Raw genomic sequence first — 22,047 nt, 5'->3', positions numbered from 1 at the left:
ACGATGGTCAAGCAAAAGTCAGGGGTTTACTTCAGAAGGTCTCCGGCTTATATACCGACTATGGCTATTGGTGTATGGCTCATCGGCGCTAGAGGCTCGGTCGCTACCACCGTCATAGCCGGGGCGGCGGCCATCAGGTCGGGGCTGCTGCCCGCCACGGGATGCGTGGCGGAACGGCTGCCTCCGTGCGGCTTACCCGGCGTCGCCGACCTGGTCTTCGGCGGTCATGACATCGCCTCCACCTCCCTGACGAAACGGGCCGAACGGCTGAGCGAGGCAGGGGTGATCCCCCCTGCGCTCCCCAGGTTGCTGGCGGAGGACCTGGACGCGGCCGAGGCGGAGATCAGGCCGGGCCACGGCCAGGAGGGCGACCAGGCGAGCGCCGCCGCCAGGATCGCCCGCGACCTGGCCGCCTTCCGCGAGAGGAAGGGACTGTCGAGGGTCGTGGTGGTGGACCTCTCCTCGACGGAGCCGCCCGTGCCGTGGCGACCCGAGTTCGCCCGGCTCGCGACGCTGGAGGCGGCTCTGGCGTCAGGGGAGCCGGTGCTGCCCGCCAGTTCGCTGTACGCCTACGCGGCCTTCCGCGCGGGCTGCGGTCATGTCGCGTTCACCCCTTCGACCGGGCCCTCGCTGCCCGCGCTGGCCGAACTCGCCGCCGCCGAGCGCCTGCCGTACGCCGGACGCGACGGCAAGACGGGAGAGACGCTGGTGAAGAGCGCGCTCGCGCCGATGTTCGAGGGCCGAGGGCTGGCGGTCCGCTCGTGGTCGGGCCTGAACCTGCTGGGCGGCGGTGACGGCGCCACCCTGGCCGACCCCGCGGCCAGGCGGAGCAAGGAGGCCTCGAAGGACAGGGCGGTGGAGGGCGTCCTCGGCGGCCGGGTCGAAGGCCGCACGCACATCGACTACGTGGCCGACCTCGGCGAGTGGAAGACGGCGTGGGACCACGTCACCTTCGAGGGGTTCATGGGCGTGCGGATGACCATGCAGTTCACCTGGCAGGGGTGTGACTCCGCGCTCGCCGCCCCCTTGGTGCTCGACCTGGCCAGGCTCGTGGCTCGCGCCCACGAGCGGGGCAGGCACGGCGTCCTCGGCGAGCTCGGCTACTTCTTCAAGGACCCGCTCGGCAGCGACGAGCACGCGCTGCCCGCCCAGTACGACAGGCTGCGAGCCTTCGCGGAGTCGCTCGCATGAGGGCGCTGCTGGAGCTGATCAGAGCACCCGCCGCGCTGTCCGTGCCAGGTGACACGATGGCGGGCGCGGCGGCCGCCGGTCTGCCGGCCCGTCCAGGGCCCGCGCTGGCCTCGACCTTGCTCTACTGGGCGGGCATGGCGCTCAACGACTGGTCGGACCGCCACCAGGACGCGCTCGACCGTCCCGAGCGGCCCATCCCCTCCGGCAGGATCAGCCCCGCAATGGCTCTGGCCACGGCGGCGGGCTGCACGGGCGCAGGCCTGCTCGCGGCCCTCGCCGCGGACGGCAGGCGAGGGCTCGGCCTCGCGGGCCTGCTCGCGGGCGCGGTGTGGGCCTACGACCTCGGGCTCAAGCGCACACCGTGGGGGCCCGCGGCCATGGCTGCGTGCAGGGCGCTCGACGTCATGCTCGGCGCGGGCGGCGCGGCCAGAGCCGCGCCCACCGCCCTGGCCATCGGCGCGCACACCTACGGCATCAGCGTCCTCGGCCGCGCCGAGGTGAAGGGCGCCACGCCGTCGACCGTCAGCGGCGCGCTCGCCGCCTGCGCCACCGCGGCCGCGCTCCTCGCCTGGACCTGCCCCGGCGCGCCGCTGGCCGGCTACCTCGCCACCGTCGCGCGGGCCCATGCAGGGCTACGTGCCCACCCCGACCCCGAGCACGTACGGCGGGCCGTCCGGCTGAGCATCATGGCGCTCGTCCCCCTGCAGGCCGCCGCCGTCGCCGGCCACGGCCGCCCCGCCCAGTCGGTGGCCCTCCTGGCGGCCGCCCCCTTCGGCGGATGGCTGTCCAGACGGGTGGCGACCTCGTGAACTGGTCCTACTGCACCAACGGCTTCCGCGACCACCGGCTGCCCGAGGCGCTGGCCGTCCTGGCCGACCTCGGCTACACGGGCGCCGCCATCACCCTCGACCACGGCCACCTCGATCCCTACGCGCTCGGCCTGAACAGGGAGGTCGCGGCGACCGCCAAGCTGCTCGGCGAGCTCGGCATGACCGCGGTCGTCGAGACGGGCGGGCGCTACACGCTCGACCCCCGGCGCAAGCACCATCCGACACTGCTCGGCGACGAGGCGTGGCGCAGGGCCGACTACCTGCGCAGGGCCATGCGGATCGCCGCCGACCTCGGCGCGCCCGTGGTGCACCTGTGGAGCGGTGCCACGCCCTGCGACGTCACCGAGCAGGAGGCGTGGGCCAGGCTGGCCGGGTGGTGCGAACGGCTGCTCGACGACGCCGACGAGGCGGGCGTCACGCTCGCCTTCGAACCTGAGCCGGGGATGCTCGTCCAGGACCTGGCCGACTACGAGCGGCTGCGGCGCCTGCTCGGCGGCCATCCCCGGTTCGGGCTCACGCTCGACATCGGGCACTGCAGGTGCCTGGAACCGCAGGACGTGCCCTCGTGCGTACGGCGGGCGCTGCCGTACCTGGCGCACGTGCAGATCGAGGACATGCGCCGAGGGGTGCACGAGCACCTGGAGTTCGGGGCGGGCGACATCGACTTCCCGCCGGTCATGGCCGCGCTCGCGGGCTACGGCGGCCAGGTGGCGGTCGAGCTGGCCAGGCACGGCCACGCCGCGCCCGAGGTGGCCCGGCGGTCGATCGACTTCCTGAGGAGGGCACATGGGCGACTGGACGGCTGAGGCCGTGCGGCGGGTGAAAGACGACCAGGGCGCGGTTCACCGCCTGTTCCCCGTGGCGGCGCGCAAAGGCGGGCCCGGGGCCAGGCGGGCTCTGCTCCGGCACGTCGACGCGGCGACGGTCGTCGCGCTGTACAGGAACGGCGACGCGGGCGAGCGCCTGGCCGTCCTGGACGCGCTCGCCGACCTCGACCTGGGCGACGCGGGGCTGCCCCTGGTGGAGGACGCGCTGCGCACCAACGACGCCAGGCTCGTCGCCGCGGCCCTCGGCCCCTACGGCGCGCGGACGCTCGACGACCACGCCTACCGCCAGGGCGTGCTGAAGTGCGTGTTCATGTCGATCCCGCTCGACGGGATCGCCGGGCTCGACGAGCGTTCCGACGCCGAGCTGGCCAGGATGCTGACCGCCTACGCCGACGAGCGCAGGGCCGCGGGCAGACCCGTGCCCCGCGACGTGCTGGAGAGGATCTGATGCGCATCTTCGACCCCCACATCCACATGACCTCCAGAACCACCGACGACTACGAGCGGATGCATGACGCCGGCGTGCGGGCCGTCGTCGAGCCGGCCTTCTGGCTGGGGCAGCCGCGCACGAACGTGGGCAGCTTCCTCGACTACTTCGACGCGCTGCTGGGCTGGGAGCCGTACCGGGCGGCGCAGCACGGGATCCGCCACCTGTGCGCGCTCGCGCTCAACCCCAAGGAGGCCAACGACCCGCGCTGCGAAGGCGTGCTGGACGAGCTGCCCCGCTACCTGCTGAAGGAGTCGGTGGTGGCGGTCGGCGAGGTCGGCTACGACTCCATGACCCCTGCGGAGGACAGGGCGTTCGAGGCGCAGCTGGCCATGGCGGCCGAGCATGACCTGCCCGTGCTCGTGCACACCCCGCACAGGGACAAGGCCGAGGGCACCAGGCGCACGCTCGACGTCGTCAAGGGCCTGCCTCCCGAGCGCGTGCTGATCGACCACCTCAACGAGGTGACGGTCGGCATGGTCGCCGACTCCGGCTGCTGGATGGGCTTCTCGATCTACCCCGACACCAAGATGGACCCGGGGCGGATGGTGGCGATCCTCCAGGAGTACGGCACCGAGCGGATGCTGGTGAACTCGGCGGCCGACTGGGGCCGCAGCGATCCGCTGCGCACCAGGGCCGTGGGCGACGCGATGCGCGCGGCAGGCTTCACCGAGGACGACGTCGACAGGGTGCTGTGGCGCAACCCGTCCGCCTTCTACGGCGTCGCCCCGGAAGCGCAGGCCACGGGGGCCGACTACGCGGGCAACACGATCAAGCGGGGTGGCTGATGCGCTTCCTGCACCCCGGCGGCTCCATCGTCCACCTGGCCTACTGCACGAACGTCCACTCCGCAGAGGATCTTCCCGGCATCCACGCCCAGCTGTCCGGCTTCTGCGCCCGCGTCCGCTCCCTGCTCGGGGTACCCAGGCTCGGCGTGGGACTGTGGCTGCCCGCGGGCGCCGCCCGCGCGCTGCTCGACGACCCCCGGGAGCTGGTACGGCTGCGCGCCGCACTCGACTCCCACGGCCTGGAGGTCGTCACGCTCAACGGCTTCCCCTACCGGGGCTTCCAGCAGGAGGTCGTGAAGCACCGGGTCTACTCCCCCGACTGGTCCTCACCCGAGCGGCTGCGCTACACCCTCGACCTGGCCGCGATCCTGGCCGCCCTGCTGCCGGACGACGTGACCGAGGGCTCGATCTCGACGCTGCCGCTCGCCTGGCGCACCGAAGGCGCGCCGACCGCACTGCTGAAGCCACTGGTCGAGGGGTTGCGCGAGGTCAGGTCCAGGACGGGCAGGACCATCAGGGTCGCCTTCGAGCCCGAGCCCGGCTGCGTCATCGAGACCACCGCCCAGGCCGCCGAGCTGCTGCCGCGCGACGAGCTGCTCGGCGTCTGCCTGGACGCCTGCCACCTGGCGGTCGGCTTCGAGGGCCTCGACTTCGGCGACCTGCCGATCGTCAAGCTGCAGGCGTCGTGCGCGCTGGAGACGCCTCCGGGGGCGCAGCGGGCGCTCGGGGCCTACGACGAGGCGCGGTTCCTGCACCAGACCAGGTGCGCCTCGGGCTACGCCGACGACCTGGGCGAGGCGCTGGCGCGCCTGCCGTACGGGGAGAGGTGGCGGACCCACTTCCACATGCCGCTGCACGCCGCCCCTCCCCCGCCGCTGACCACCACCGCGGGCTATCTGGGCGAGCTGCTGCGGACCGTGCTGGCCGCGCCGCTGACCAGGCACATCGAGGTCGAGACCTATACCTGGAGCGTCCTGCCGGAGCCCGACGTCACCGGCGGGATCGCGGCCGAGCTGGACTGGATGCGGCGCGAGCTGGCCGTTCTCGGCCTGAAGGAGCTGTGATGGCGCCCATCGTGGTGATCAACGTGGTCGGGCTGACGCCGCGCCTGCTCGCGCACATGCCGGGAGTGTCGAAGGTCGGCGCGGCGGCGGCGCTGCGGCCCGTGCTGCCCGCCGTCACCTGCTCCATGCAGGCCACCCTGCTCACCGGCGCGCCGCCGCGCGAGCACGGGATCGTGGGCAACGGCTGGTACTTCAGGGACCTCGGCGAGATCTTCCTGTGGCGCCAGCACAACGCGCTCATCCAGGGCGGCCAGCTGTGGGACTCCGTGCCGGGCCTGCGCACCGCCAACGTGTGCTGGTGGTACGCCATGGGCGCGGCCTCCGACCTGCTCATCACCCCGCGCCCGATCTACCACGCCGACGGCCGCAAGTCGCCCGACTGCTACACCAGGCCGCCTTCGCTGCATGACGAGCTGCCGCCGTTCCCGCTGTTCAGCTACTGGGGGCCGGGCGCGGGCATCGCCTCGAGCGAGTGGATCGTCGGCGCCTCCGTCCACATCCTGCGCGCCCACCGGCCCGATCTGCTGATGGTCTACGTCCCGCACCTCGACTACGACCTGCAGCGGTACGGACCCGACGGGCCCGAGGCCGTCGCCGCGGCCCAGGCCGTCGACGCCGCGCTCGCGCCCCTGCTGGCCGAGGACGCCACGTTCGTCGTCCTGTCGGAGTACGGCATCACCCCCGCCGCCAGACCCGTCGACATCAACAGGGCGCTGCGCGCGGCCGGACTGCTGGAGGTGTACACGCAGGCGGGGATGGAGTACCTCGACCCGTGGACCTCGCGGGCCTTCGCCGTCGCCGACCACCAACTCGCCCATGTCTACGTGCGCGACCCCGCCGACCTGCCGAGAACGCGCTCGGTCGTGGCCGGGCTGCCGGGCGTCGACGAGGTGCTCGACGGCGCGGGCAAGGCCGCCTACGGCCTCGACCACGAACGGGCGGGCGAACTGGTCGCGGTCGCCGAGCCCGACGCGTGGTTCACCTACTACTACTGGCTGGACGACGCCCGCGCCCCCGACTTCGCCAGGCTCGTCGAGATCCACCGCAAGCCCGGCTACGACCCGGCCGAGCTCTTCATGGACCCCGCCGACCCGCTCGTCAAGGTCCGCGCGGGGCTGGCGCTGGCCCGTAAGCGGCTCGGCCTGCGCTACACGATGTCGGTGGTGCCGCTGGACCCGTCACCGGTGCGGGGCAGCCACGGCCGGCTGCCCGACAGCGCCGAGGACGGGCCTGTCCTGCTCGGTCCCTTCGACGGCGACGCGCACGAGGCCACGGCGGTCAAGGGGCTGATCGAAGGGCTCATTGCCAGGCGCGGAGGCTGACGTCGTCGCAGTAGCCCTGGCCGGCGTCCTTGCGCCAGCAGAAGACCGTCGCCTTCGTCGTGTCCTTGCCGGTGGTGAACGTCATCGAGTAGTAGCCGTACTTCTTCCCGCTGTGCGCCCTCCATCCGCCCCTGTGGGGGTCGGCGGTCTTGACGCCCAGCACGGTTCGCCTGCCGTCGGAGCGGACCCAGCCGCTCAGCGTGTACTTGGTGTTCGGGCGCAGCCTGGTCACCTGCTCGGCGGCGGCGTCCATCCCCGAGGTGGAGGTCATCCAGAGCGCTCCCCAGCCGCTGCGCTGGCCGCTGGTGACCTGCTTGACGGTACCTCTGAGGTACCAGGGGGCCAGGTCGGCGCCGTTGAACCCGCCGTTGGCCAGCAGGTTGCGCTCGGTGAGCCGCGCCTTCCTGACCGGGGTGGGGACCGCGGTCGGGGTGGGCGTCGGCGACCGGGTCTTCTTGGCCTTCGGCTTCGGCGACCCGCTCGGCACCGGGCTGGACCACGGGTCGGGATTCGAGGGGACGGCCACGGGCAGGGTGCTCGGCTGGGGGTCGCCCTGCGCCCGCTCGACGGCCTGCGGCGCGCTGCCGTCCCTGCTGAGCAGCACCCCTGCTGTGACCGCGCCGAGCACGACGACGGTCGCCCCCGCCAGCACGGCGAGCAGCCGCCTGTTCCCCTTCGACGGTCTGCCCTCCTGCCCTGGCGGGCCGGGCGGGGGCGCCTGCGGGGGGATGGTCGGCGGCTGGAGCGCGACCGGCGGGGGCGCCTGAGGCGGGATGGTCGGCGCATGGAGGGCGACCGGTGGGGGCGCCTGAGGCGGGGCGGTCGGCGCATGGAGGGCGACCGGCGGCGACGGCGGCGCGACGGGCCCTGCCTGCGGGCTGACGGGCCCTGTCTGCCGGTCGACGGGGTACGCGTGCTGGTGCCCGGGAGACGGATGCCCGTGTCCGGGAGACGGGTGCCCGGGAGACGGCGGCGGTTGCTGGAGGCCCGTGGCCGCGGGCTGGGGGCCGGGGGACGTGTGGTGCGCGACCGGCGACGGGGGCTCGGAGCCCGGCGACGCCTGCTGGAGGAAGGGGGGCGGCTGCGGTGCGGGCGGGACCTGCGGTAAGGCCTGCGTCGCGGGCGGCACAGGGGTGCGGGCGCCGCTCAGGTGGGCCACGAGCTGCTCGGCCGTCGGCCTGCGCGCGGGATCCTTGGCCAGGCAGAGGGCCACCAGGTCACGCAGCCCTCCGGCGAGCACCCCGAGGTCAGGCTCCTCATGCATGATCGAGTGCAGCAGCCCCGGCAGGGTCTCGGTGATGAACGCGGGCCGCCCGTTCGCCGCGAACACCATCGTCATCGCCCACGCGAACACGTCCGCGGGCGGCCCGACAGGGGCCTCGGCGAACTGCTCGGGCGCCATGTACCTGGGCGTACCGAAGAACTGTCCCTGGTGCGTCATCCCCGCCAGCCCGCCGTCCAGCGCCCTGGCGATGCCGAAGTCGATCACCACCGGACCGTCGGGTCCCAGCAGGATGTTGGCCGGCTTGAAGTCGCGGTGCAGCACGCCCGCACGATGGATGGCGGCCAGCGCCATGGCGGTGTTGAGCGCCAGCCGTTCGAGTGCCGCACCCGTGCGGGGCCCCGCGTCGCGCACCGACTCCTCGAGCGAGGGCCCGGGAACGTACTCGCTGACGATGTAGGGGCTGTCGCCCACCACGCCGGTCGCCAGGATCTGCGCGGTGCAGAACCTCGCCACGCTGGTGGCGATCCGCACCTCGCGGACGAACCGCTCGCGGGCCTCCGCGTTGGCCGTCAGGTAGCCCTGCAGGACTTTGACGGCGACCCTCTGCCCTCCTGGCCCCTCGCCCAGGAAGACGATGCCCTGACCACCTTCGCCCAGTCTGCCGAGGATGCGGTGTCCCCCGACCGCCGCTGGATCCTCAGGTATGAGCGGTCTCATCTCGACCACGATGCCCCTTTTCCCCCGGTTAGCTCCCTAGAGAGGGCACCTGTATATCACCGAAAGGGAGCCCCAGATCATGGACCGCCGATACCCGCGAATCGACCCACGTCAGAGACCGCGGCCGACGTCGGCGACGAACCTGGCGAGCCCCGCGCGCCGGCGGAAGAGCTCGTGCAGCTCGGGCGTCGGCTCGTCGCCGAGACGCTCGAACGGCAGGGCCGTCCACGCGCTGCACAGCACCAGCGTGGCGGCGTAGCCGAGCGCCACCTCGTCGGCGGAGAAGCCCGACCCCTCGGCGTAGGCCGTCTCGATCGCCTCGTGGACGGCGGGCAGGTCCCCGGGCGAGAGCTCTCCCGTGTGGGCTCTGCCGACCAGGAGCTGTCCGAGGTCGAAGCCCGCGCAGGTCGCCCAGGGCCAGCTCCAGTCGATCGCCACGAACCGCGCGGAGCCGTCGGCGGGAACGAGCAGGTTGGCAGGGCAGGCGTCGCCGTGCGAAAGCGTGTGCGGCAGCCCGGCGACCGCATCCACCAGGGAGTCGATCCGCGCGGCGAGCGCCAGCAGGTCGGAGCGCAGCAGCGGGTCGGCGTGCGCGGCGACGAGCGGATGCCGCCAGAGGCCGGGGTCGCGCAGCGCGGGCAGGAACAGGTGCTCGACGGGCCCGGCGAGGAAGTGGCGCAGCCCCTCGTTCGGCCCCGCCGCCGGATGCATGGCGGCCAGCTCCCCCAGCAGCCTGGCCGCGGACCTGTACCTGTCGAGGTCCCATGCCGCGTCGGCGGTCCGCACGTCCTCCAGCCACATCACGTAGCGGTCGTCGCCCAGGTCCTCCACGTGGTGCAGGCGGGGCAGGCGCATGCCCTCCGGCAGCGCGAAGCCCGCCATGTAGGTGTCGAGGTCGACCCGCCACGGGAAGTGCGCGGCCTTGTCCTCGAACCCGGGACGCCGTTGCGGCGACTCGATCGACTTGACGAAGAAGGACCACGGCACGCCCGCCGTCGTGGTGCCGTGGAGCCTGCGCAGCGAGGTGGTGGACAGCGCGCCGAACCCGTGCGGGGCCACGGGCTCGCTGCGCTGCTCGGCGATCTCGGCGAGCGGGTCGCCGAGGCTGCGCCGTACCAGGGCCCTGATGTCCATGCCTCGACCTTGCTCCCTCTCGCGATCTCCTCGCATGAGTAAGGGCTACTCAAATACGCTTCCAGCGTGGCAGGTTCGTGGCCCTTCGCAGGCCGGGCGGCGGAGTTGGCCGAGATCAGGTCAGCCGGCGCCGGCCTGGTCGTCGTGGGCGCTCCGGGGGTGGGCAAGAGCCGCCTGGTGGCGCAGGCCGTGGGTGGTCTCGACGACGTGGCGTGGGTGCGGGCCACGGCCGCGGCGGCCGAGCTGCCGCTGGGCGCCTTCGGCCCGCTGCTGCCCTCCACGCCGCCCGCGGGCAACCCGCTCGGCTGGGCGGCCGACGCCGTGCGCGCGCCCGTCCTGGTCGTGGACGACGCGCACCTGCTCGACGCCGCCTCCGCCGCGCTCGTCCACCACCTGGTGGCGCGCGGCCGTACCAGGGTGATCGCGACCTTACGCACGGAGACGCCCGTGCCCGACGCCGTGCGGGCGCTGTGGAAGGACGACCTGCTGCCGCGCATGGAGCTGGCGCCGCTGACGGTGGAGGAGACCGGGCGGGTCCTCGAACGGGCGCTGGGCGGCAGGGTGGAGCCGGGCACGGTGACGCGGCTGTGGCACGCGAGCCGGGGCAACGCCCTCTACCTGCGCGAACTGGTGCTGGCCGGCATGCTCGCCGACAGCGGCGGCGTGTGGCGCTGGCGGGGGCCGCTGTCGATCACGCCGTCGCTGCGGGACACGATCGCGGGGCGCGTCGGCGAGCTGACGCCCGACGAGCGCGAGGTCCTGGAGCTGCTGGCCTACGGCGAGCCGCTCGGCGCCGATCTGCTCTCGTCGCTCGCCTCGGCCGCCGCGGTCGAGCGCTTGGAGGACCGCCAGCTCGTGACGGTCGAGCTGGAGGGCCGCCGCCTGCAGGTACGGCTCGGCCACCCGCTCTACGGCGAGGTGATCAGGCACGGCTGCGGCACCCTGCGCGCCCGCAAGCTCCTGCGCAAGCTGGCCGACGCCGTGGCGGCGTCGGGCCTGCGCCGCCGCGAGGACGTGCTGCGCGTGGCGGTGTGGCGGCTCGACAGCGGCGCGGCCAGCGACCCCGAGCTGCTGCTCGCCGCCTGCGACCTGGCCAGGATGGTCCGTGACCTGGAGCTGGCCGAGCGCCTGGCCCGCGCGGCGGGCGACGGCTTCCGGGCCAGGCTCGCGCTGGGCAGCATCCTGTTCTACGCCGACCGCTACGCAGAGTCGGAGGAGGCGTTCGCCGCCGCCTCCGCGCTGGCCCGTGAGGACTCCTCCCGCACCGACTGCGCGACCACCAGGGCGTTCAACCTGTTCTGGGGGCTGGGCAGGGTCGAGGAGGCGCTGGAACTGATGACGGCGATCGACCGCTCGATCACCGACGCCGACGCGCGACAGGGCGCCCGCAGCACCAGGTCCTCGCTGGAGGTGTTCGCCGGCGACCTGGAGGCGGCGAGGGCGTCGCTGCGGGCCGCGGCCGCGATGGGGCCCTCCACGCATCCGCGCAACGTGCTGGCGTCCGGCACGACCGAAGCCGTCATCCTGGCCGCCGAGGGCAGGGCGACCGAGTGCCTGGAGACGGTCGCCCGCACCGAGGCGGCGCTCGACCGCGCGCCGAACGCGCTGCCGAGCCTCAGGGCGGCGATCCTGGAGGCCGCCTCGGAGGCCGCGCTCTTCCTGGGTGACCTGGCCGCGGCCGAACGCTACGCCGAGCAGGGGCGTGGCCTCGACGGCGAATTCGGAGCGTGGGCCAAGGCGATCATTTACTTCGGCACCCGCAAGGCGCAGGCGCTCAGGCTGCGCGGCAGCATCACCGACGCGCTGGGCTGGTGCAGGGAGGCGATCGCCCGCCTGCCCGAGCGCAGCGTGTGGGCGGGCCTGTGCCTGGGCGAACTGGCCCACGCCCACGCGATGCTCGGCGAGGTCGAGGCGGCGGAAGAGGCGATCGCGCTGGCCGAGCGCAGAGGGCTGCCGCTCGGCCCTCCCGTCGTCGTCCCCGTGGAGCAGGCGAAGGTGTGGACGCTGGCCGCCCGCGGCGACATCTCCGGCGCCGTCTCGACCGCGCTCGCCGCGGCCGAGCGGGCGCTGCCCGCCCAGGTGCCTTTCCTCCTCCACGACGTCGTACGGCTCGGCCGGCCGGCGCAGGTCGCCGCCCGCCTGACGGGCGAGGGCCCGCTGGTCGCGTTGTTCGCCGAGCACGCCGCCGCCCGCACCGGGCCCGACCTGGACGCCGTCTCCGCCGGCTTCGAGCGGCTCGGCCTGATCGTCCACGCCGCCGAGGCGGCCGCCCAGGCCGCCCGCCGCCACCGCCATGAGGGGCTGACCCGCGCGGCCAGGGCGGCGGAGACCAGGGCGTGGGCGCTCGCGCGGCGCTGCCAGGGCGCCCGCACCCCCGCGCTGCTCGATCTGGACGTGCCCGACCTGACCCCTCGCCAGCGCGAGGTCGCCCTGCTCGCCGCCCAGGGCCTGACCAACAGGGAGATCGCGGCCCGCCTGGTGGTGTCGATCAGGACGGTCGCCAACACCCTCTACGCGGTCTACGAGAAGACCGGCGTCAGCGACCGCGCGGCGCTGGCGGACCTGCTGGGCTGAGCCCTTCCCGCGATGTTGACGCGCCCCGGCATGACTTCTATGGTTCATTACAGGAGTAACGAACCAACGAAGCGAGAAGCCATGTTCGACGACCGGAGCCCCATCTACCGGCAGATCGCGGACCGCATCAAGGCCGAGGTCATGAGCGGGGCGCTGAAGGGAGACGAGCAGGTCATGTCGACCAACCAGTACGCCGCCTTCTACCGGATCAACCCCGCCACCGCGCAGAAGGCGTTCCAGCAGCTGGTCGACGAAGGCGTCCTCTACAAGAAACGAGGTATCGGGATGTTCGTCAGCCCTGCCGCCCGGGACACGCTCCGCGCGGAGCGCAGGGAGGGCTTCTTCAGCGAGGTGGTCGACCCGATGGTGGCCGAGGCCAAGGCCATCGGCATCGCGCTCGACGACGTGATCGACCGCATCAGGAACAGCCGATGAGGATCGACGTCGAGAACCTCCGCGTGAGCTACGGCGAGGTCACGGCCATCGAGGGGCTGTCGCTCGCGCTCGACGGCGGCAAGATCTACGGGCTGCTCGGCCGCAACGGCGCGGGGAAGACGAGCCTGCTGTCGGTCCTGGCGGGCTTCCGCAGGCAGAGCGGGGGCAGCGCCCTGGCCGACGGCCGCCCCATCTTCGAGAACACCGCGACCACCAGGGAGATCTCGCTGATCCGCGACGCGGGGGAGACGATCGACCTGGGCACCGTGGAGGACGCCCTGTACTTCGCCGAGGACCTGCGCCCCCGATGGGACGCCGCCTACGCGAAGGAGCTCATCGACCTGTTCGAGCTCGACCCCAAGAAGAACGTCAAGACCATGTCCAAGGGCCAGCGCTCGGCCGTCGGCGTGGTCGTGGGGCTCGCCTCGCGCGCTCCGCTGACCATGTTCGACGAGTCCTACCTCGGCATGGACGCCCCTTCCAGGCAGGCCTTCTACGACGCGCTGCTGGCCGACTTCATGGCGCACCCGCGCACCATGATCCTGTCCACTCACCTCATCGAGGAGGTCAGCGCCCTGTTCGAGGAGGTCGTGATCATCGACAGGGGCCGCCTCGTCGTCCACTCCCCCGCCGACGAGCTGGTGTCCATGGGCACCTCCGTCACCGGGCCTACCGAGCAGGTCGAGTCCTTCACCAGGGACCTCACCGTCCTCGGCACCAAGAAGCTCGGCCCCACCAGCTCCGCCATGGTCTACGGCAGGCTCGACCACGCGGAGGCCCGCAGGGCGGGTCTGGAGACGGGCCCCATCGCGATGCAGGAGCTGTTCATCCACCTGACGGGAGGCCCGGCCTCATGAGATTCCCCAGCCGCCTCCTCTGCGCCAACATGTGGGTCGCGGGCTTCGCTTGGCTGGCCTACTTCGTGGTCATCACGCTGGTCACCGTCGGCATCGCCGTCTGGGGCGACCTCGACGAGAGCGTGTGGGAGAAGGCCGTCCAGCTGACCCGCTGGTACGCGCTGTTCGCCGGCGTCGCCCTGGTCACCGAGTTCCTGCCGCTGTTCATCGCCCACGGGCAGAGCCGCCGCCAGTTCGGCTTCCAGGCGGCGGTCACCCTCGCGATCTTCGCCCCGTTCCTGTCCGTCCTGCTGGTGATCAGCTTCCTGCTGGAATCCGTGCTGTATGGCGTGACGGGCTGGACCTGGGCGCTCGACCACGCCCACCTCTTCACCGCCCCCACCCAGGTTCCGCTGATCTTCGTCGAGTACACGGTGATGTTCCTCGCCTGGCTCGTGACCGGCGCCTTCGTCTCGGCCGCGTTCTACCGGTGGCAGGGCGGGGGGCTGCTGGCCGTACCCGTCGGCATCGTCATGATCCTGTTCGCGCAGAGCGCGATCGGCGACAAGATGCCGCTGCCGTTCATCACCTTCAAGCTCGGCTTCGACCTCCAGGAGTCGGTGGGGCTCGCGCTCACCGCGGGGCTGGCCACCTTCGCCGTCGGACTGGGCCTCACCTGGCTGATCATCCGCGACGTCCCGTTGCGGAACAACGTGTGACGAGCAGCCGCCGGGCGAGCTCATCGAGCTCGCCCGCCACCGCGGCGGGGTGGTCCAGATGGAGATCGTGCCCGGCCTGGGGCACGGTGACGAACCGGGCGTCCGGGCGGAGGCGCCGCATCTCGGCCACCTCCCCCGCGGGCAGGATGCCCTGCTCGCCGAGGACGACGGTCGCCGGGCAGGTGATGCGCGCCCACGCCTCCCAGTTCGAGCGATGCACGTGGTCGGCGATGACGTTCACGATGACCTCGGGGTCGAACGGCGGGCGCAGGCCGTCCGGCGTGGAGACCAGCCCTGCGGCCCATCCCTCGCCCACCGGCCCGCCGCCGAAGAATCCCGCCGCGTCCCCCCGGGTGGCGAAGGGGACGGGCCACGAGCCGAGCCAGCCGTCGATCTGGCCGGGCAGTCCGGTCTCGCCCGGTGCGGCGCCCGCCTCGACCAGCAGGAGCGCGGCGACGAGGTCAGGGTGCGCGGCGGCGGTCTGGATGGCGGTGACCCCGCCGAGCGACTGCCCTGCGAGGATCACCGGCGCGACGTCGAGCGCTCGGATCGCTTCGACGGCGTCGGCGACGAAGGCGGCCCTGGAGGTGTCGCCAGGCCGCGGCTCGCTGTCGCCGTGTCCGCGCTGGTCCAGAGCCAGAAGCCGGTAGCGGCCGCCGATGCGCTCGCCGAGCGGTTCCCACTCGCGGGACTGCCCCGCCAGGCCGTGAAGCAACAGGACGGCGGGCCCCGATCCTCCGCTGTCGCGGCAGACCAGCCGAACGCCGTCATGCTCAAGAGTCATCGTGGTCCACATCGCCGGACACTCTACGCAGGGGGCGAGAGGCGAATGTGGAGGCATCGTGGGTAGGGGACGCCCATGACCACGCTCATGGACAAGCTGCGCGCGTACCTGCGCAGCCCGCAAGGCAAGCAGACGATCGAGAAGGCCAAGCGCATGGCCAACGACCCGCAGAACCAGGCCAAGGCGCGACGGTTCCTGGACCGGCTGCGCCTGCGCCGGCATTGAGGCCGGCCGGACCGGACGGAGGACCGGCAACCTGAGCCCTCGCCCGCACCCGACCGGGCGAGCGGCTTACTGCCATGCCCAGACAGCGGGCCGTGCCCGAGCCGAGCGGCTGACCTGCCGCACCCGGCCGCGCCTTCGCCACCTCAAGAACTGGAGCCTGCTGCCGCCCGGCCCATGAGGCGCTCGGCGAAGGCGGACATCTGGTCGCGCTGCTCGGCCGGTTCCGTGGCGCCGGAGCTGACGACGATACGGGTCACGCCCTGCTCGGCGAGGGCCGCGACCTGCTCGGCGGAGATGTCCATCGACGCGGACCGGGTGTACTCCAGCGCCTCCGGATCGCGCCCCGCCTCCACGGCGGCCTTCCTGGCGATGTCCAGCTGAACGGCCCGCTCGTCGGCGTGGAGCGCGCCGCCGGGGAAGTACCCGTCGCCGCGCAGCCCGGCGCGGCGCGCGGCCGCCCGGCTCGACCCGCCGACGTGGATGGGCAGGCGCGTGACCCCGTAAGGCTTCGGGAAGCTGCTCAGGTTCTCGAAGGCGAAGAACTCCCCTGCGTAGCCGACGCCCTCCTCGCCGCCCTCCCAGAGCAGCCGCAGCACGTCGATCGCCTCGTCGGCCCTGCGGCCGCGGGTGGCGTAGTCGACGCCCACCGCCTGGGCCTCACCGGGCAGCGCCCCCAGCCCCACCGTCAGCAGCCGCATCCGCCCCTTCGACAGCACGTCGATGGTGGCCAGGCGTTTGGCGAGCGTCACGGGGTGGTGGTACGGCAGCAGCAGCACGCCCGTGCCCAGCAGGATCCGGCTCGTGTGCGCGGCGGCGAAGCCCAGGCAGTCGAGAGGATCACCGTACGGCAGCGACGGCGGCATGGCGAAGGAGCCGATGGTCGCGCCGGGGTAGAGCACGATGTGCTCCGGCACGTACAGGGACTCGAAGCCGCTTTCCTCGGCGTGCTGGGCGTAGGCGGCGAGCTTGTCTGGGTCGACCCCGTGATACGGCGTGCTGTACCTGATCCCGAACTTCATGGCGGCCACGCTAAAACGTTGACGCCAGCGTCAAGGCAACCTGTGAGAGCCCCGGGAACCCCCACGCCCGCCAACCGCTTCGGGGCTCATCGCACCGACTCGAGCGGAGGGCCGGCTAGGCCGCGCCGGCGCGGAGGAAGAGCCCGCCCACCTCGCGAAGGTAGTGGCGGAACGCGGGGGGATGGATGACGTCGAATTCCGCGCCCACCGCGGCGAGGATGAGCACCGGCCAGTCGAAGGCGTCCACCTGCAGCCGCAGGTGGCAGGAGCGGTCGTCGACGGGCTCGACCCGGCCGCCGGTGACGGCGGCGACCTGCTCGACCACTCCGGCCGGAGCGTGGAGGAGGACGGTGATGTCGTGCCGGGTGGGGCGGGAGCCGAGCCGGTCCTGGACGAAGGCGGCGGCGTCGGCGGCGGGCAGGTCGCGAGGGCGGAAGCGGGCTCCGGTGGCGGCCGGGTCGGTAAGGCGGTCGAGGCGGAAGACGCGCCAGTCCGCGCGATCAAGGTCGAAGGCGACCAGATACCAGCGGCGTTTGAGTGAGACGAGCCGGTGCGGCTCGACCAGCCGGGTGGCCGGCTCGCCGGACGGGCCGGCGTAGGTGAAGGTGAGCCGTTCGTCGTCGCGGCACGCCTGGGCGATCACGGTGAGCGTGGCGGCGTCGATCTGAGGGCCGTCCGTCGGCACGGCGACGGTGGAGTCCCGTACGGCGTCCACACGGCGGCGCAGGTGGGGCGGCATCACCTGGACGACCTTGGTCAGGGCGCGCAGCGAGGTCTCCTCGATGCCCTCGACGGTGCCGCCGGCGGCGGTGCGAAGGCTGACCGCGATGGCGACGGCCTCCTCATCGTCGAGCAGCAGGGGCGGCATCGCCGTACCGGATCGGAGCTGGTAGCCGCCGGCGACGCCGCGGTTGGCGTCGACCGGGTAACCCAGCTCCCGTAGCCGGTCGATGTCGCGGCGCAGGGTGCGCTCGCTCACTGCGAGCCGATCGGCCAGTTCCAGGCCGGGCCAGTACCGGTGGTTCTGCAGCAGGGACAGCAGCCGCAGCATGCGCGCGCTCGTGTTCGCCATGATTCCAGGTTCCCGCATATTCCGGTCAGGAAGTGACATGAATTGTCTCTAGCGTTGCTTCCATGAACGAAGGAACGCAGATGAGGATCCTGGTGACCGGGGCGACGGGGATCGTCGGCCGCCACGTGGTTGACCGGCTCGTGAGGGCGGGCGCCGACGTGCGGGCGCTGACCCGCAACCCCGCGGAGGCCAACCTGCCGCCCCAGGTGGAGGTCGTCGAGGGCGACCTCACCGCACCCGCGAGCGTGGCCGCCGCGCTGGAAGGCGTGGAACGCGTGTACCTGTTCTCGGTGGAGGAGAGCGCGCGCGAGGTCGTCGCGCTGGCCGCGCAGGCGGGAGTACGGCGCATCGTGGTGCTGTCGGCGGCGTCGGTGACCGCCGGTCTGCACACCAACCCGGTGGAGCGGGCGGTCGAGGAGTCCGGGCTGGAATGGACGCACGTACGGCCGTGCGGGTTCATGACGAACATGCTGCAGATCTGGGCACCCTCCATCCGGGCTGAGCGCGTGGTCCGCTACCCGTTCGCGGACGAGCCGATGAACCTCGTCCACGAGGCCGACATCGCCGCCGTCGCGGTCGCCGCGCTGCTGGAGGACGGTCATCACGGCAGGGCGTACACCTTGACCGGGCCCGGCTTGGTTACCATTCGCGAGCAGGTGGCGGCCATCGGCGACGCGCTCGGCGAACCGGTTCGCTACGAGGAGGTCACCCGCGAGCTCGCCCGTGAGCTGATGAAGGCGCAGGGAGGGTTCGCCGCCGAGTCGGCCGACCTCATGCTGGGCTTCGTCGAGTACGGCGGTGATGCCGCCAAGGGCGCCGACGGCTACGCCGACCAGGACTGGTCGGCGCTCATGCGGGTCTGGCCGGACGTGGAGCAGGTCACCGGACGCCCCCCACGCAGCTACGCCGAATGGGCCCGCGACCACGTCGCGGACTTCCGCTGATCGTCGCCGATCTCCCTGGGCGTCCCGCCGACCCCAGGGGTCCGGCTCGATCCACCCGGTGCGGGCCTCGCCTCCTGCGGGTCACCGCTGCCGGTCTTCCCGCTGGTTCAAGGTCGCGGGCGATCATGGCACCATCGTGGCCGCCGAGTGATCATGCGGGCAATTCCCCCGAACCATCCGCAGCAGACGTGATCGTCGGGGTGTGACGGGCCCTACTATGACGAATCGGTACGCAGGGTCGCAGCGGGTCCACGGGTTCTCGCGGGCACAGGGGGAAGGAAGCCAATGGCAGCGGAGATTCTTCGGCCTCGCGGCGAGACCGCCAAGGTCGTGCCCATCGAGCTCTTCTTCGATCTCGTCTACGTGTTCGCCATCACTCAGCTGTCCCACCTGCTCCTCGCCCATCTCGACGTGGCGGGAGCCGCGCAGACGCTGCTGCTCACGCTGGCGGTGTGGTGGGCGTGGATGTACGCCACGTGGACCACCAACCTGGGCAATCCCGACCATCCCGTGCTGCGGCTGACGCTGACAGGGATGATGCTGGCAGGCCTGGTCATGTCGGCGGCGCTGCCCCAGGCGTTCGGTGATCGGGCGCTGTGGTTCGCGGGCGCGTACGTCGCCATCCAGGTCGGGCGGGCGATGGCGGTGGCCGTCGCGACGCGGACCTTCCCGATCGGGCGCACCTTCCGGTTGATCCTGGTCTGGCACGTCGCGAGCGCCGCACTGTGGATCACCGGCGCCGTCCTCGGCGGCACGGCCCAGGCGGTGCTGTGGATCGCCGCGCTGCTGGTGGAGTACGGCGGGCCGTGGGCGGGCTACCGCACGCCGTACGCCGGCAGGGTCTCGACCACCGACTGGACGATCGACGGCGCGCACATGGCCGAGCGCTGCCAGCTCTTCGTGATCATCGCGCTCGGCGAGTCCGTGCTGGTCACCGGGCTGACTCTGGCCGACAACGACCACCTGACGGCGGCGACGGTGGCCGCGTTCGTGATCGCCTTCCTGGGCAGCGTGGCGATGTGGTGGGTCTACTTCGACCGTACGGCGGAGGCCGCCGCCGAGGCGATCGCCGAGTCGGACGACCCGGCACGGCTGGGCAGGTCGGCCTACACCTACATCCACATCCCGATGGTCATGGGGATCATCATCACCGCGGTCGGCGACGAGCTGGCGATCGCGCACCCGACCGGCGAGATCTCGCTGGGCACCGCGCTGACCGTGCTCGGCGGGCCCGCGCTGTTCCTGGTGGGGCACGCGCTGTTCAAGCGGGCCGTGTTCGGCGACCTGTCGCTCAACCGGATCGCCGGGGTCGCGGTGCTGGCCGCGGTCGGGGTGCTGGTGATCCTCGCACCGTCGCTGATGCCGCCGCTGGCCCTCGGGATCGTGGCCACGCTGGTCGTGGGCGCGGTGGCGGCGACCGACGCCCTGCTGGAGCGTCCCCGCCGCCCCTGACGCCTGCCGTTCTCCGAGGAGCCGTCGAATCGGCGAATCGGCGAATCGGCGAGCACCGGATCAGGCGAGCAGCGCGCCCATCAACAGGTCGACGGTGTCGTCGAGCGAGCTGTCCTGGTCGATGATCCGCTCGTCCGTGTCGGGCAGCAGGTCCCGCTCGACGTACCACTCCCTCATCAGCTCCTCGCCGAACTCCGCGCACTGCGGCCTGGTGGCATGCCGCCGGAGGGTCTCTTCGAGCGGAACGTCCAGGTAGAAGAACTCCGCCCGCCCCGCGTGGTCGCGCTCCAGCGCCGCCAGCATGGGCGCGTAGCGGTCCGCCGCGAGGATGCCTTCGAGGACGACGTGGTGCCCGTGCTCCAGCGAGTACCGGGTGATCGTGTCGATGAGGCCGATGTTCACGCCGTCGGGCCTGTCGTGCTCGCGCAGGATGTCGCGGCGGACGACGTCCTGGCCGACGACGGCCAGCCCGCGCCTGCCGTAGGCGGCGCGGAGCGCTCGGGCGGCGGTCGTCTTGCCCGAGCCCGAGTTGCCGCGAAGGACGACGAGCCGCGTGGACGCCGTCACGGGAGGAAGCCGTTGGCGGCCAGGGCCAGCAGGCGGTCCATGAGGTCGTCGCGGCCCGGCGACTGTTCGACCGCCCACGCGATGCCGGCGACGAGGGCCAGCAGCTCGGCGCCGGTGACCTCGGGGCGCACCTCTCCCGCCTGCTGCGCCCTGGCCAGCAGCCTGCCGCCCGCCGTACGCATGGCCTCGCAGGACGCGTGCAGTTCCGAGCCCTCCTGGCGGAGCGCGGCCATCACGGATTCGGGCAGCCCCCGGTAGGTGGTCGAGCGGACGGCGAACACGCGCAGCCAGTCGAGCAGGGCCTGGCGCGGAGCGTCGGCGGTCAGCAGCTCGTCGGCCCGCTCGCGCAGGGCCTCGAAGCCCGCGCGGGTCAGCGCCTCCAGCAGCGCCTCCCGCGTGGGGAAGTGCCGGTAGAGGGTGCCGATGCCCACGCCGGCGCGGCGGGCGACCTCGCGCAGCGAGGCGTCCGTGCCCTGCTCGGCGAACACCTCACGGGCCACGCCCAGCAGGTGTTCGTAGTTGCGCCGCGCGTCGGCGCGGGCCACCTCGGCCATGCGTCCTCCCATTGACAAGCGGAGCAGTGCTCCGCCTATTATCGGAGCACTGCTCCACATCCTAGTCACGGGAGACGCAGATGACACGGATCGTGCTGGTCACAGGCGCGACAGGAAAGCAGGGCGGCGCGACCACCCACCGGCTGCTGGCCGACGGCTGGCGGGTGCGGGCGCTCGTGCGCGACCCCTCGGCGGCGGCCGCGCGGGAGCTCGAAGCCGCGGGGGCCGAGCTCGTCAGGGGCGACATGGGCGACAGGGCCGCGCTCGACGCCGCCGCCGAGGGCGCCTACGGCGTCTTCAGCGTCCAGCCCACCGCGGGCTCGCTCGACTTCGACCACGAGGAGGTACGGCTCGGCGTCAACGTGGCCGACGCCGCGCGCCAGGCGGGCGTGAAGCACCTCGTCTACACCTCGGTCGGCGCGCTCCATCGCGCCCCCACCGTCCGGCCGTGGGCGCCCAAGCTGGACATCGAGCGACACGTGCGCGCGAGCGGCGTGCCGTACACGATCCTGCGGCCCGTGCAGTTCATGTCGAACCACCTCGACCCGCGCTTCGGCGTCTTCGGCGAGACCGCGCTGGTCAGGATCATCCCGCGGGGGATGACGGTCCAGCTGATCGCCGTGGCCGACATCGGGGCGTTCGCCGGGCTCGCCTTCGGCGACCCCGACGCCTACGTGGGCAGGGAGATCGAGCTCGCGGGCGACGAACTGCCGCGCGACAGCCTGGTCGCGGCGGTCCGCGAGGTGGTGGGCGTGCCGATCGACACCGACCCGCTGCCCGCCGAGCTGCGCGAACGGCTCGGCGGCTACGAGCCCGACCTGACGGGATCCTTCGCGGGATGGAGCGCGGACGTGCCCATGCTCAGGAGGCTTCACCCCGGCCTGATGGACTTCGCGACGTGGATGGAGCGTGAAGGGGCGGCCGCGTTCCGGGCCCTTGCGGCCGGCGGAAGTGTCGGTCGCGCCTCCTAGAGTGGGGCGCGTGCTTCCAGATCTACGTGAGCCCGTCATCAGGCAGCTCGCCGAGTCCGACCTGGCCCGACACCACTGGAGGGCCGACGACGAGGACGGCGGGGTGTGGCTGTTCGAGAGCGTCGAGGGCGACGGCGAGCACTGGGCGATCAGGCAGGTCGAGATCGGCGCCGACCGCTCGGTCCACCGCTACTGGTGGCGCCACCTGCAGGACGAGCACGGCTTCCTCACCGACCAGGCGCTGGAGATCTGGGAGCTGACGGAGATCAGCCGGGAGGCGTTCGAGTCGGTGTGGGAGCTGGCCGGGTAG

23 protein-coding genes are annotated in these 22,047 nt (G+C 72.6%); 16 read left to right on the top strand and 7 right to left on the bottom strand.

All coding sequences use genetic code 11. The features are described from left to right. Positions 1-60: 60 nt before the first annotated feature. From AC3EO4_RS35395 to AC3EO4_RS35365, 7 genes are read left to right on the top strand one after another with little or no spacing between them, the layout of a single operon-like run. Entirely contained in the window at positions 61-1,191 is a 1,131-nt protein-coding gene (locus AC3EO4_RS35395) for an inositol-3-phosphate synthase (protein ID WP_379578573.1), read from the top strand. Continuing rightward, entirely contained in the window at positions 1,188-2,000 is an 813-nt protein-coding gene (locus AC3EO4_RS35390; protein ID WP_431899756.1) for an SCO3242 family prenyltransferase, read from the top strand. Before AC3EO4_RS35395 ends, AC3EO4_RS35390 begins: the two co-directional genes overlap by 4 nt. After that, positions 1,970-2,827 (top strand): sugar phosphate isomerase/epimerase family protein, encoded by an 858-nt coding sequence (locus AC3EO4_RS35385; RefSeq protein ID WP_379578577.1) that lies wholly within the window; start codon positions 1,970-1,972, stop codon positions 2,825-2,827. Before AC3EO4_RS35390 ends, AC3EO4_RS35385 begins: the two co-directional genes overlap by 31 nt. Continuing rightward, positions 2,808-3,296 carry an EboA domain-containing protein gene (locus tag AC3EO4_RS35380; RefSeq protein ID WP_431899754.1) on the top strand — a complete coding sequence of 163 codons (489 nt, stop codon included), beginning with the start codon at positions 2,808-2,810 and terminating at the stop codon, positions 3,294-3,296. The genes AC3EO4_RS35385 and AC3EO4_RS35380 overlap by 20 nt, the downstream gene beginning before the upstream one ends. Beyond that, on the top strand, positions 3,296-4,123 hold the full coding sequence (locus tag AC3EO4_RS35375) for a TatD family hydrolase (protein ID WP_379578582.1): 828 nt from the start codon (positions 3,296-3,298) through the stop codon (positions 4,121-4,123). The genes AC3EO4_RS35380 and AC3EO4_RS35375 overlap by 1 nt, the downstream gene beginning before the upstream one ends. Next, on the top strand, positions 4,123-5,187 hold the full coding sequence (gene eboE, locus AC3EO4_RS35370) for a metabolite traffic protein EboE (RefSeq protein ID WP_431899752.1): 1,065 nt from the start codon (positions 4,123-4,125) through the stop codon (positions 5,185-5,187). The genes AC3EO4_RS35375 and eboE overlap by 1 nt, the downstream gene beginning before the upstream one ends. Then, positions 5,187-6,509, top strand: a complete 1,323-nt coding sequence (locus AC3EO4_RS35365; protein WP_379578586.1) for an alkaline phosphatase family protein — start codon at positions 5,187-5,189, stop codon at positions 6,507-6,509. The genes eboE and AC3EO4_RS35365 overlap by 1 nt, the downstream gene beginning before the upstream one ends. On the opposite strand, the gene AC3EO4_RS35360 is transcribed toward AC3EO4_RS35365, so the two are convergent. Both AC3EO4_RS35360 and AC3EO4_RS35355 read right to left on the bottom strand, forming a co-directional pair. Next, positions 6,487-8,451 carry a protein kinase domain-containing protein gene (locus AC3EO4_RS35360; protein ID WP_431899751.1) on the bottom strand — a complete coding sequence of 655 codons (1,965 nt, stop codon included), beginning with the start codon at positions 8,449-8,451 and terminating at the stop codon, positions 6,487-6,489. The two genes, AC3EO4_RS35365 and AC3EO4_RS35360, sit on opposite strands and share 23 nt — an antisense overlap. A gap of 111 nt (positions 8,452-8,562) precedes the next feature. Next, positions 8,563-9,585: a phosphotransferase gene (locus AC3EO4_RS35355; RefSeq protein ID WP_431899749.1), complete on the bottom strand. Its 1,023-nt coding sequence runs from the start codon at positions 9,583-9,585 to the stop codon at positions 8,563-8,565. Between the two features lie 66 nt (positions 9,586-9,651). Between AC3EO4_RS35355 and AC3EO4_RS35350 the strand changes: the two genes are divergently transcribed. From AC3EO4_RS35350 to AC3EO4_RS35335, 4 genes are all read left to right on the top strand, one after another. After that, positions 9,652-12,159 (top strand): helix-turn-helix transcriptional regulator, encoded by a 2,508-nt coding sequence (locus tag AC3EO4_RS35350; protein ID WP_431899747.1) that lies wholly within the window; start codon positions 9,652-9,654, stop codon positions 12,157-12,159. Positions 12,160-12,240: 81 nt separating this feature from the next. Next, positions 12,241-12,594, top strand: a complete 354-nt coding sequence (locus AC3EO4_RS35345) for a GntR family transcriptional regulator (RefSeq protein ID WP_379578594.1) — start codon at positions 12,241-12,243, stop codon at positions 12,592-12,594. Beyond that, positions 12,591-13,451, top strand: coding sequence for an ATP-binding cassette domain-containing protein (locus AC3EO4_RS35340; protein ID WP_379578596.1), 861 nt, complete (start codon positions 12,591-12,593; stop codon positions 13,449-13,451). The genes AC3EO4_RS35345 and AC3EO4_RS35340 overlap by 4 nt, the downstream gene beginning before the upstream one ends. After that, positions 13,448-14,149, top strand: coding sequence for a hypothetical protein (locus tag AC3EO4_RS35335; RefSeq protein ID WP_431899745.1), 702 nt, complete (start codon positions 13,448-13,450; stop codon positions 14,147-14,149). The genes AC3EO4_RS35340 and AC3EO4_RS35335 overlap by 4 nt, the downstream gene beginning before the upstream one ends. Here AC3EO4_RS35335 and AC3EO4_RS35330 read toward each other — a convergent pair. After that, the gene (locus AC3EO4_RS35330) at positions 14,115-14,933 is read right to left on the bottom strand and encodes an alpha/beta fold hydrolase (protein ID WP_431899744.1); all 819 of its coding nucleotides are present in this window, start codon (positions 14,931-14,933) and stop codon (positions 14,115-14,117) included. The two genes, AC3EO4_RS35335 and AC3EO4_RS35330, sit on opposite strands and share 35 nt — an antisense overlap. Positions 14,934-15,008: 75 nt before the next feature. On the opposite strand from AC3EO4_RS35330, the gene AC3EO4_RS35325 reads away from it, so the two are divergent. Further along, a complete protein-coding gene (locus AC3EO4_RS35325; RefSeq protein WP_431899742.1) occupies positions 15,009-15,158 on the top strand; it encodes a hypothetical protein in 150 nt (49 codons plus the stop codon). Between the two features lie 143 nt (positions 15,159-15,301). Here the strand turns inward: AC3EO4_RS35325 and AC3EO4_RS35320 are convergent, their stop codons facing one another. Then, on the bottom strand, positions 15,302-16,177 hold the full coding sequence (locus AC3EO4_RS35320; protein WP_431899740.1) for a TIGR03619 family F420-dependent LLM class oxidoreductase: 876 nt from the start codon (positions 16,175-16,177) through the stop codon (positions 15,302-15,304). 115 nt (positions 16,178-16,292) lie between these two features. Beyond that, positions 16,293-17,249, bottom strand: coding sequence for a helix-turn-helix transcriptional regulator (locus AC3EO4_RS35315; RefSeq protein ID WP_431899738.1), 957 nt, complete (start codon positions 17,247-17,249; stop codon positions 16,293-16,295). A gap of 62 nt (positions 17,250-17,311) precedes the next feature. On the opposite strand from AC3EO4_RS35315, the gene AC3EO4_RS35310 reads away from it, so the two are divergent. Then, positions 17,312-18,193 carry an SDR family oxidoreductase gene (locus tag AC3EO4_RS35310; protein WP_431899737.1) on the top strand — a complete coding sequence of 294 codons (882 nt, stop codon included), beginning with the start codon at positions 17,312-17,314 and terminating at the stop codon, positions 18,191-18,193. A gap of 285 nt (positions 18,194-18,478) precedes the next feature. Further along, positions 18,479-19,645 carry a low temperature requirement protein A gene (locus tag AC3EO4_RS35305; protein WP_379578610.1) on the top strand — a complete coding sequence of 389 codons (1,167 nt, stop codon included), beginning with the start codon at positions 18,479-18,481 and terminating at the stop codon, positions 19,643-19,645. A 60-nt stretch (positions 19,646-19,705) separates the two neighbouring features. Here AC3EO4_RS35305 and AC3EO4_RS35300 read toward each other — a convergent pair whose 3' ends face one another. Continuing rightward, on the bottom strand, positions 19,706-20,212 hold the full coding sequence (locus tag AC3EO4_RS35300) for an AAA family ATPase (protein ID WP_379578612.1): 507 nt from the start codon (positions 20,210-20,212) through the stop codon (positions 19,706-19,708). Next, positions 20,209-20,766: a TetR/AcrR family transcriptional regulator gene (locus tag AC3EO4_RS35295; protein ID WP_431899736.1), complete on the bottom strand. Its 558-nt coding sequence runs from the start codon at positions 20,764-20,766 to the stop codon at positions 20,209-20,211. Before AC3EO4_RS35295 ends, AC3EO4_RS35300 begins: the two co-directional genes overlap by 4 nt. Before the next feature lie 80 nt (positions 20,767-20,846). On the opposite strand from AC3EO4_RS35295, the gene AC3EO4_RS35290 reads away from it, so the two are divergent. Both AC3EO4_RS35290 and AC3EO4_RS35285 read left to right on the top strand, forming a co-directional pair. Beyond that, positions 20,847-21,737: an NmrA family NAD(P)-binding protein gene (locus AC3EO4_RS35290; RefSeq protein ID WP_431899734.1), complete on the top strand. Its 891-nt coding sequence runs from the start codon at positions 20,847-20,849 to the stop codon at positions 21,735-21,737. Between the two features lie 10 nt (positions 21,738-21,747). Then, positions 21,748-22,047 carry a hypothetical protein gene (locus tag AC3EO4_RS35285; protein WP_379578618.1) on the top strand — a complete coding sequence of 100 codons (300 nt, stop codon included), beginning with the start codon at positions 21,748-21,750 and terminating at the stop codon, positions 22,045-22,047.

It is taken from the genome of Nonomuraea sp. bgisy101 (assembly GCF_057708945.1).
This window is presented reverse-complemented; position numbering and strand designations above follow the sequence as displayed.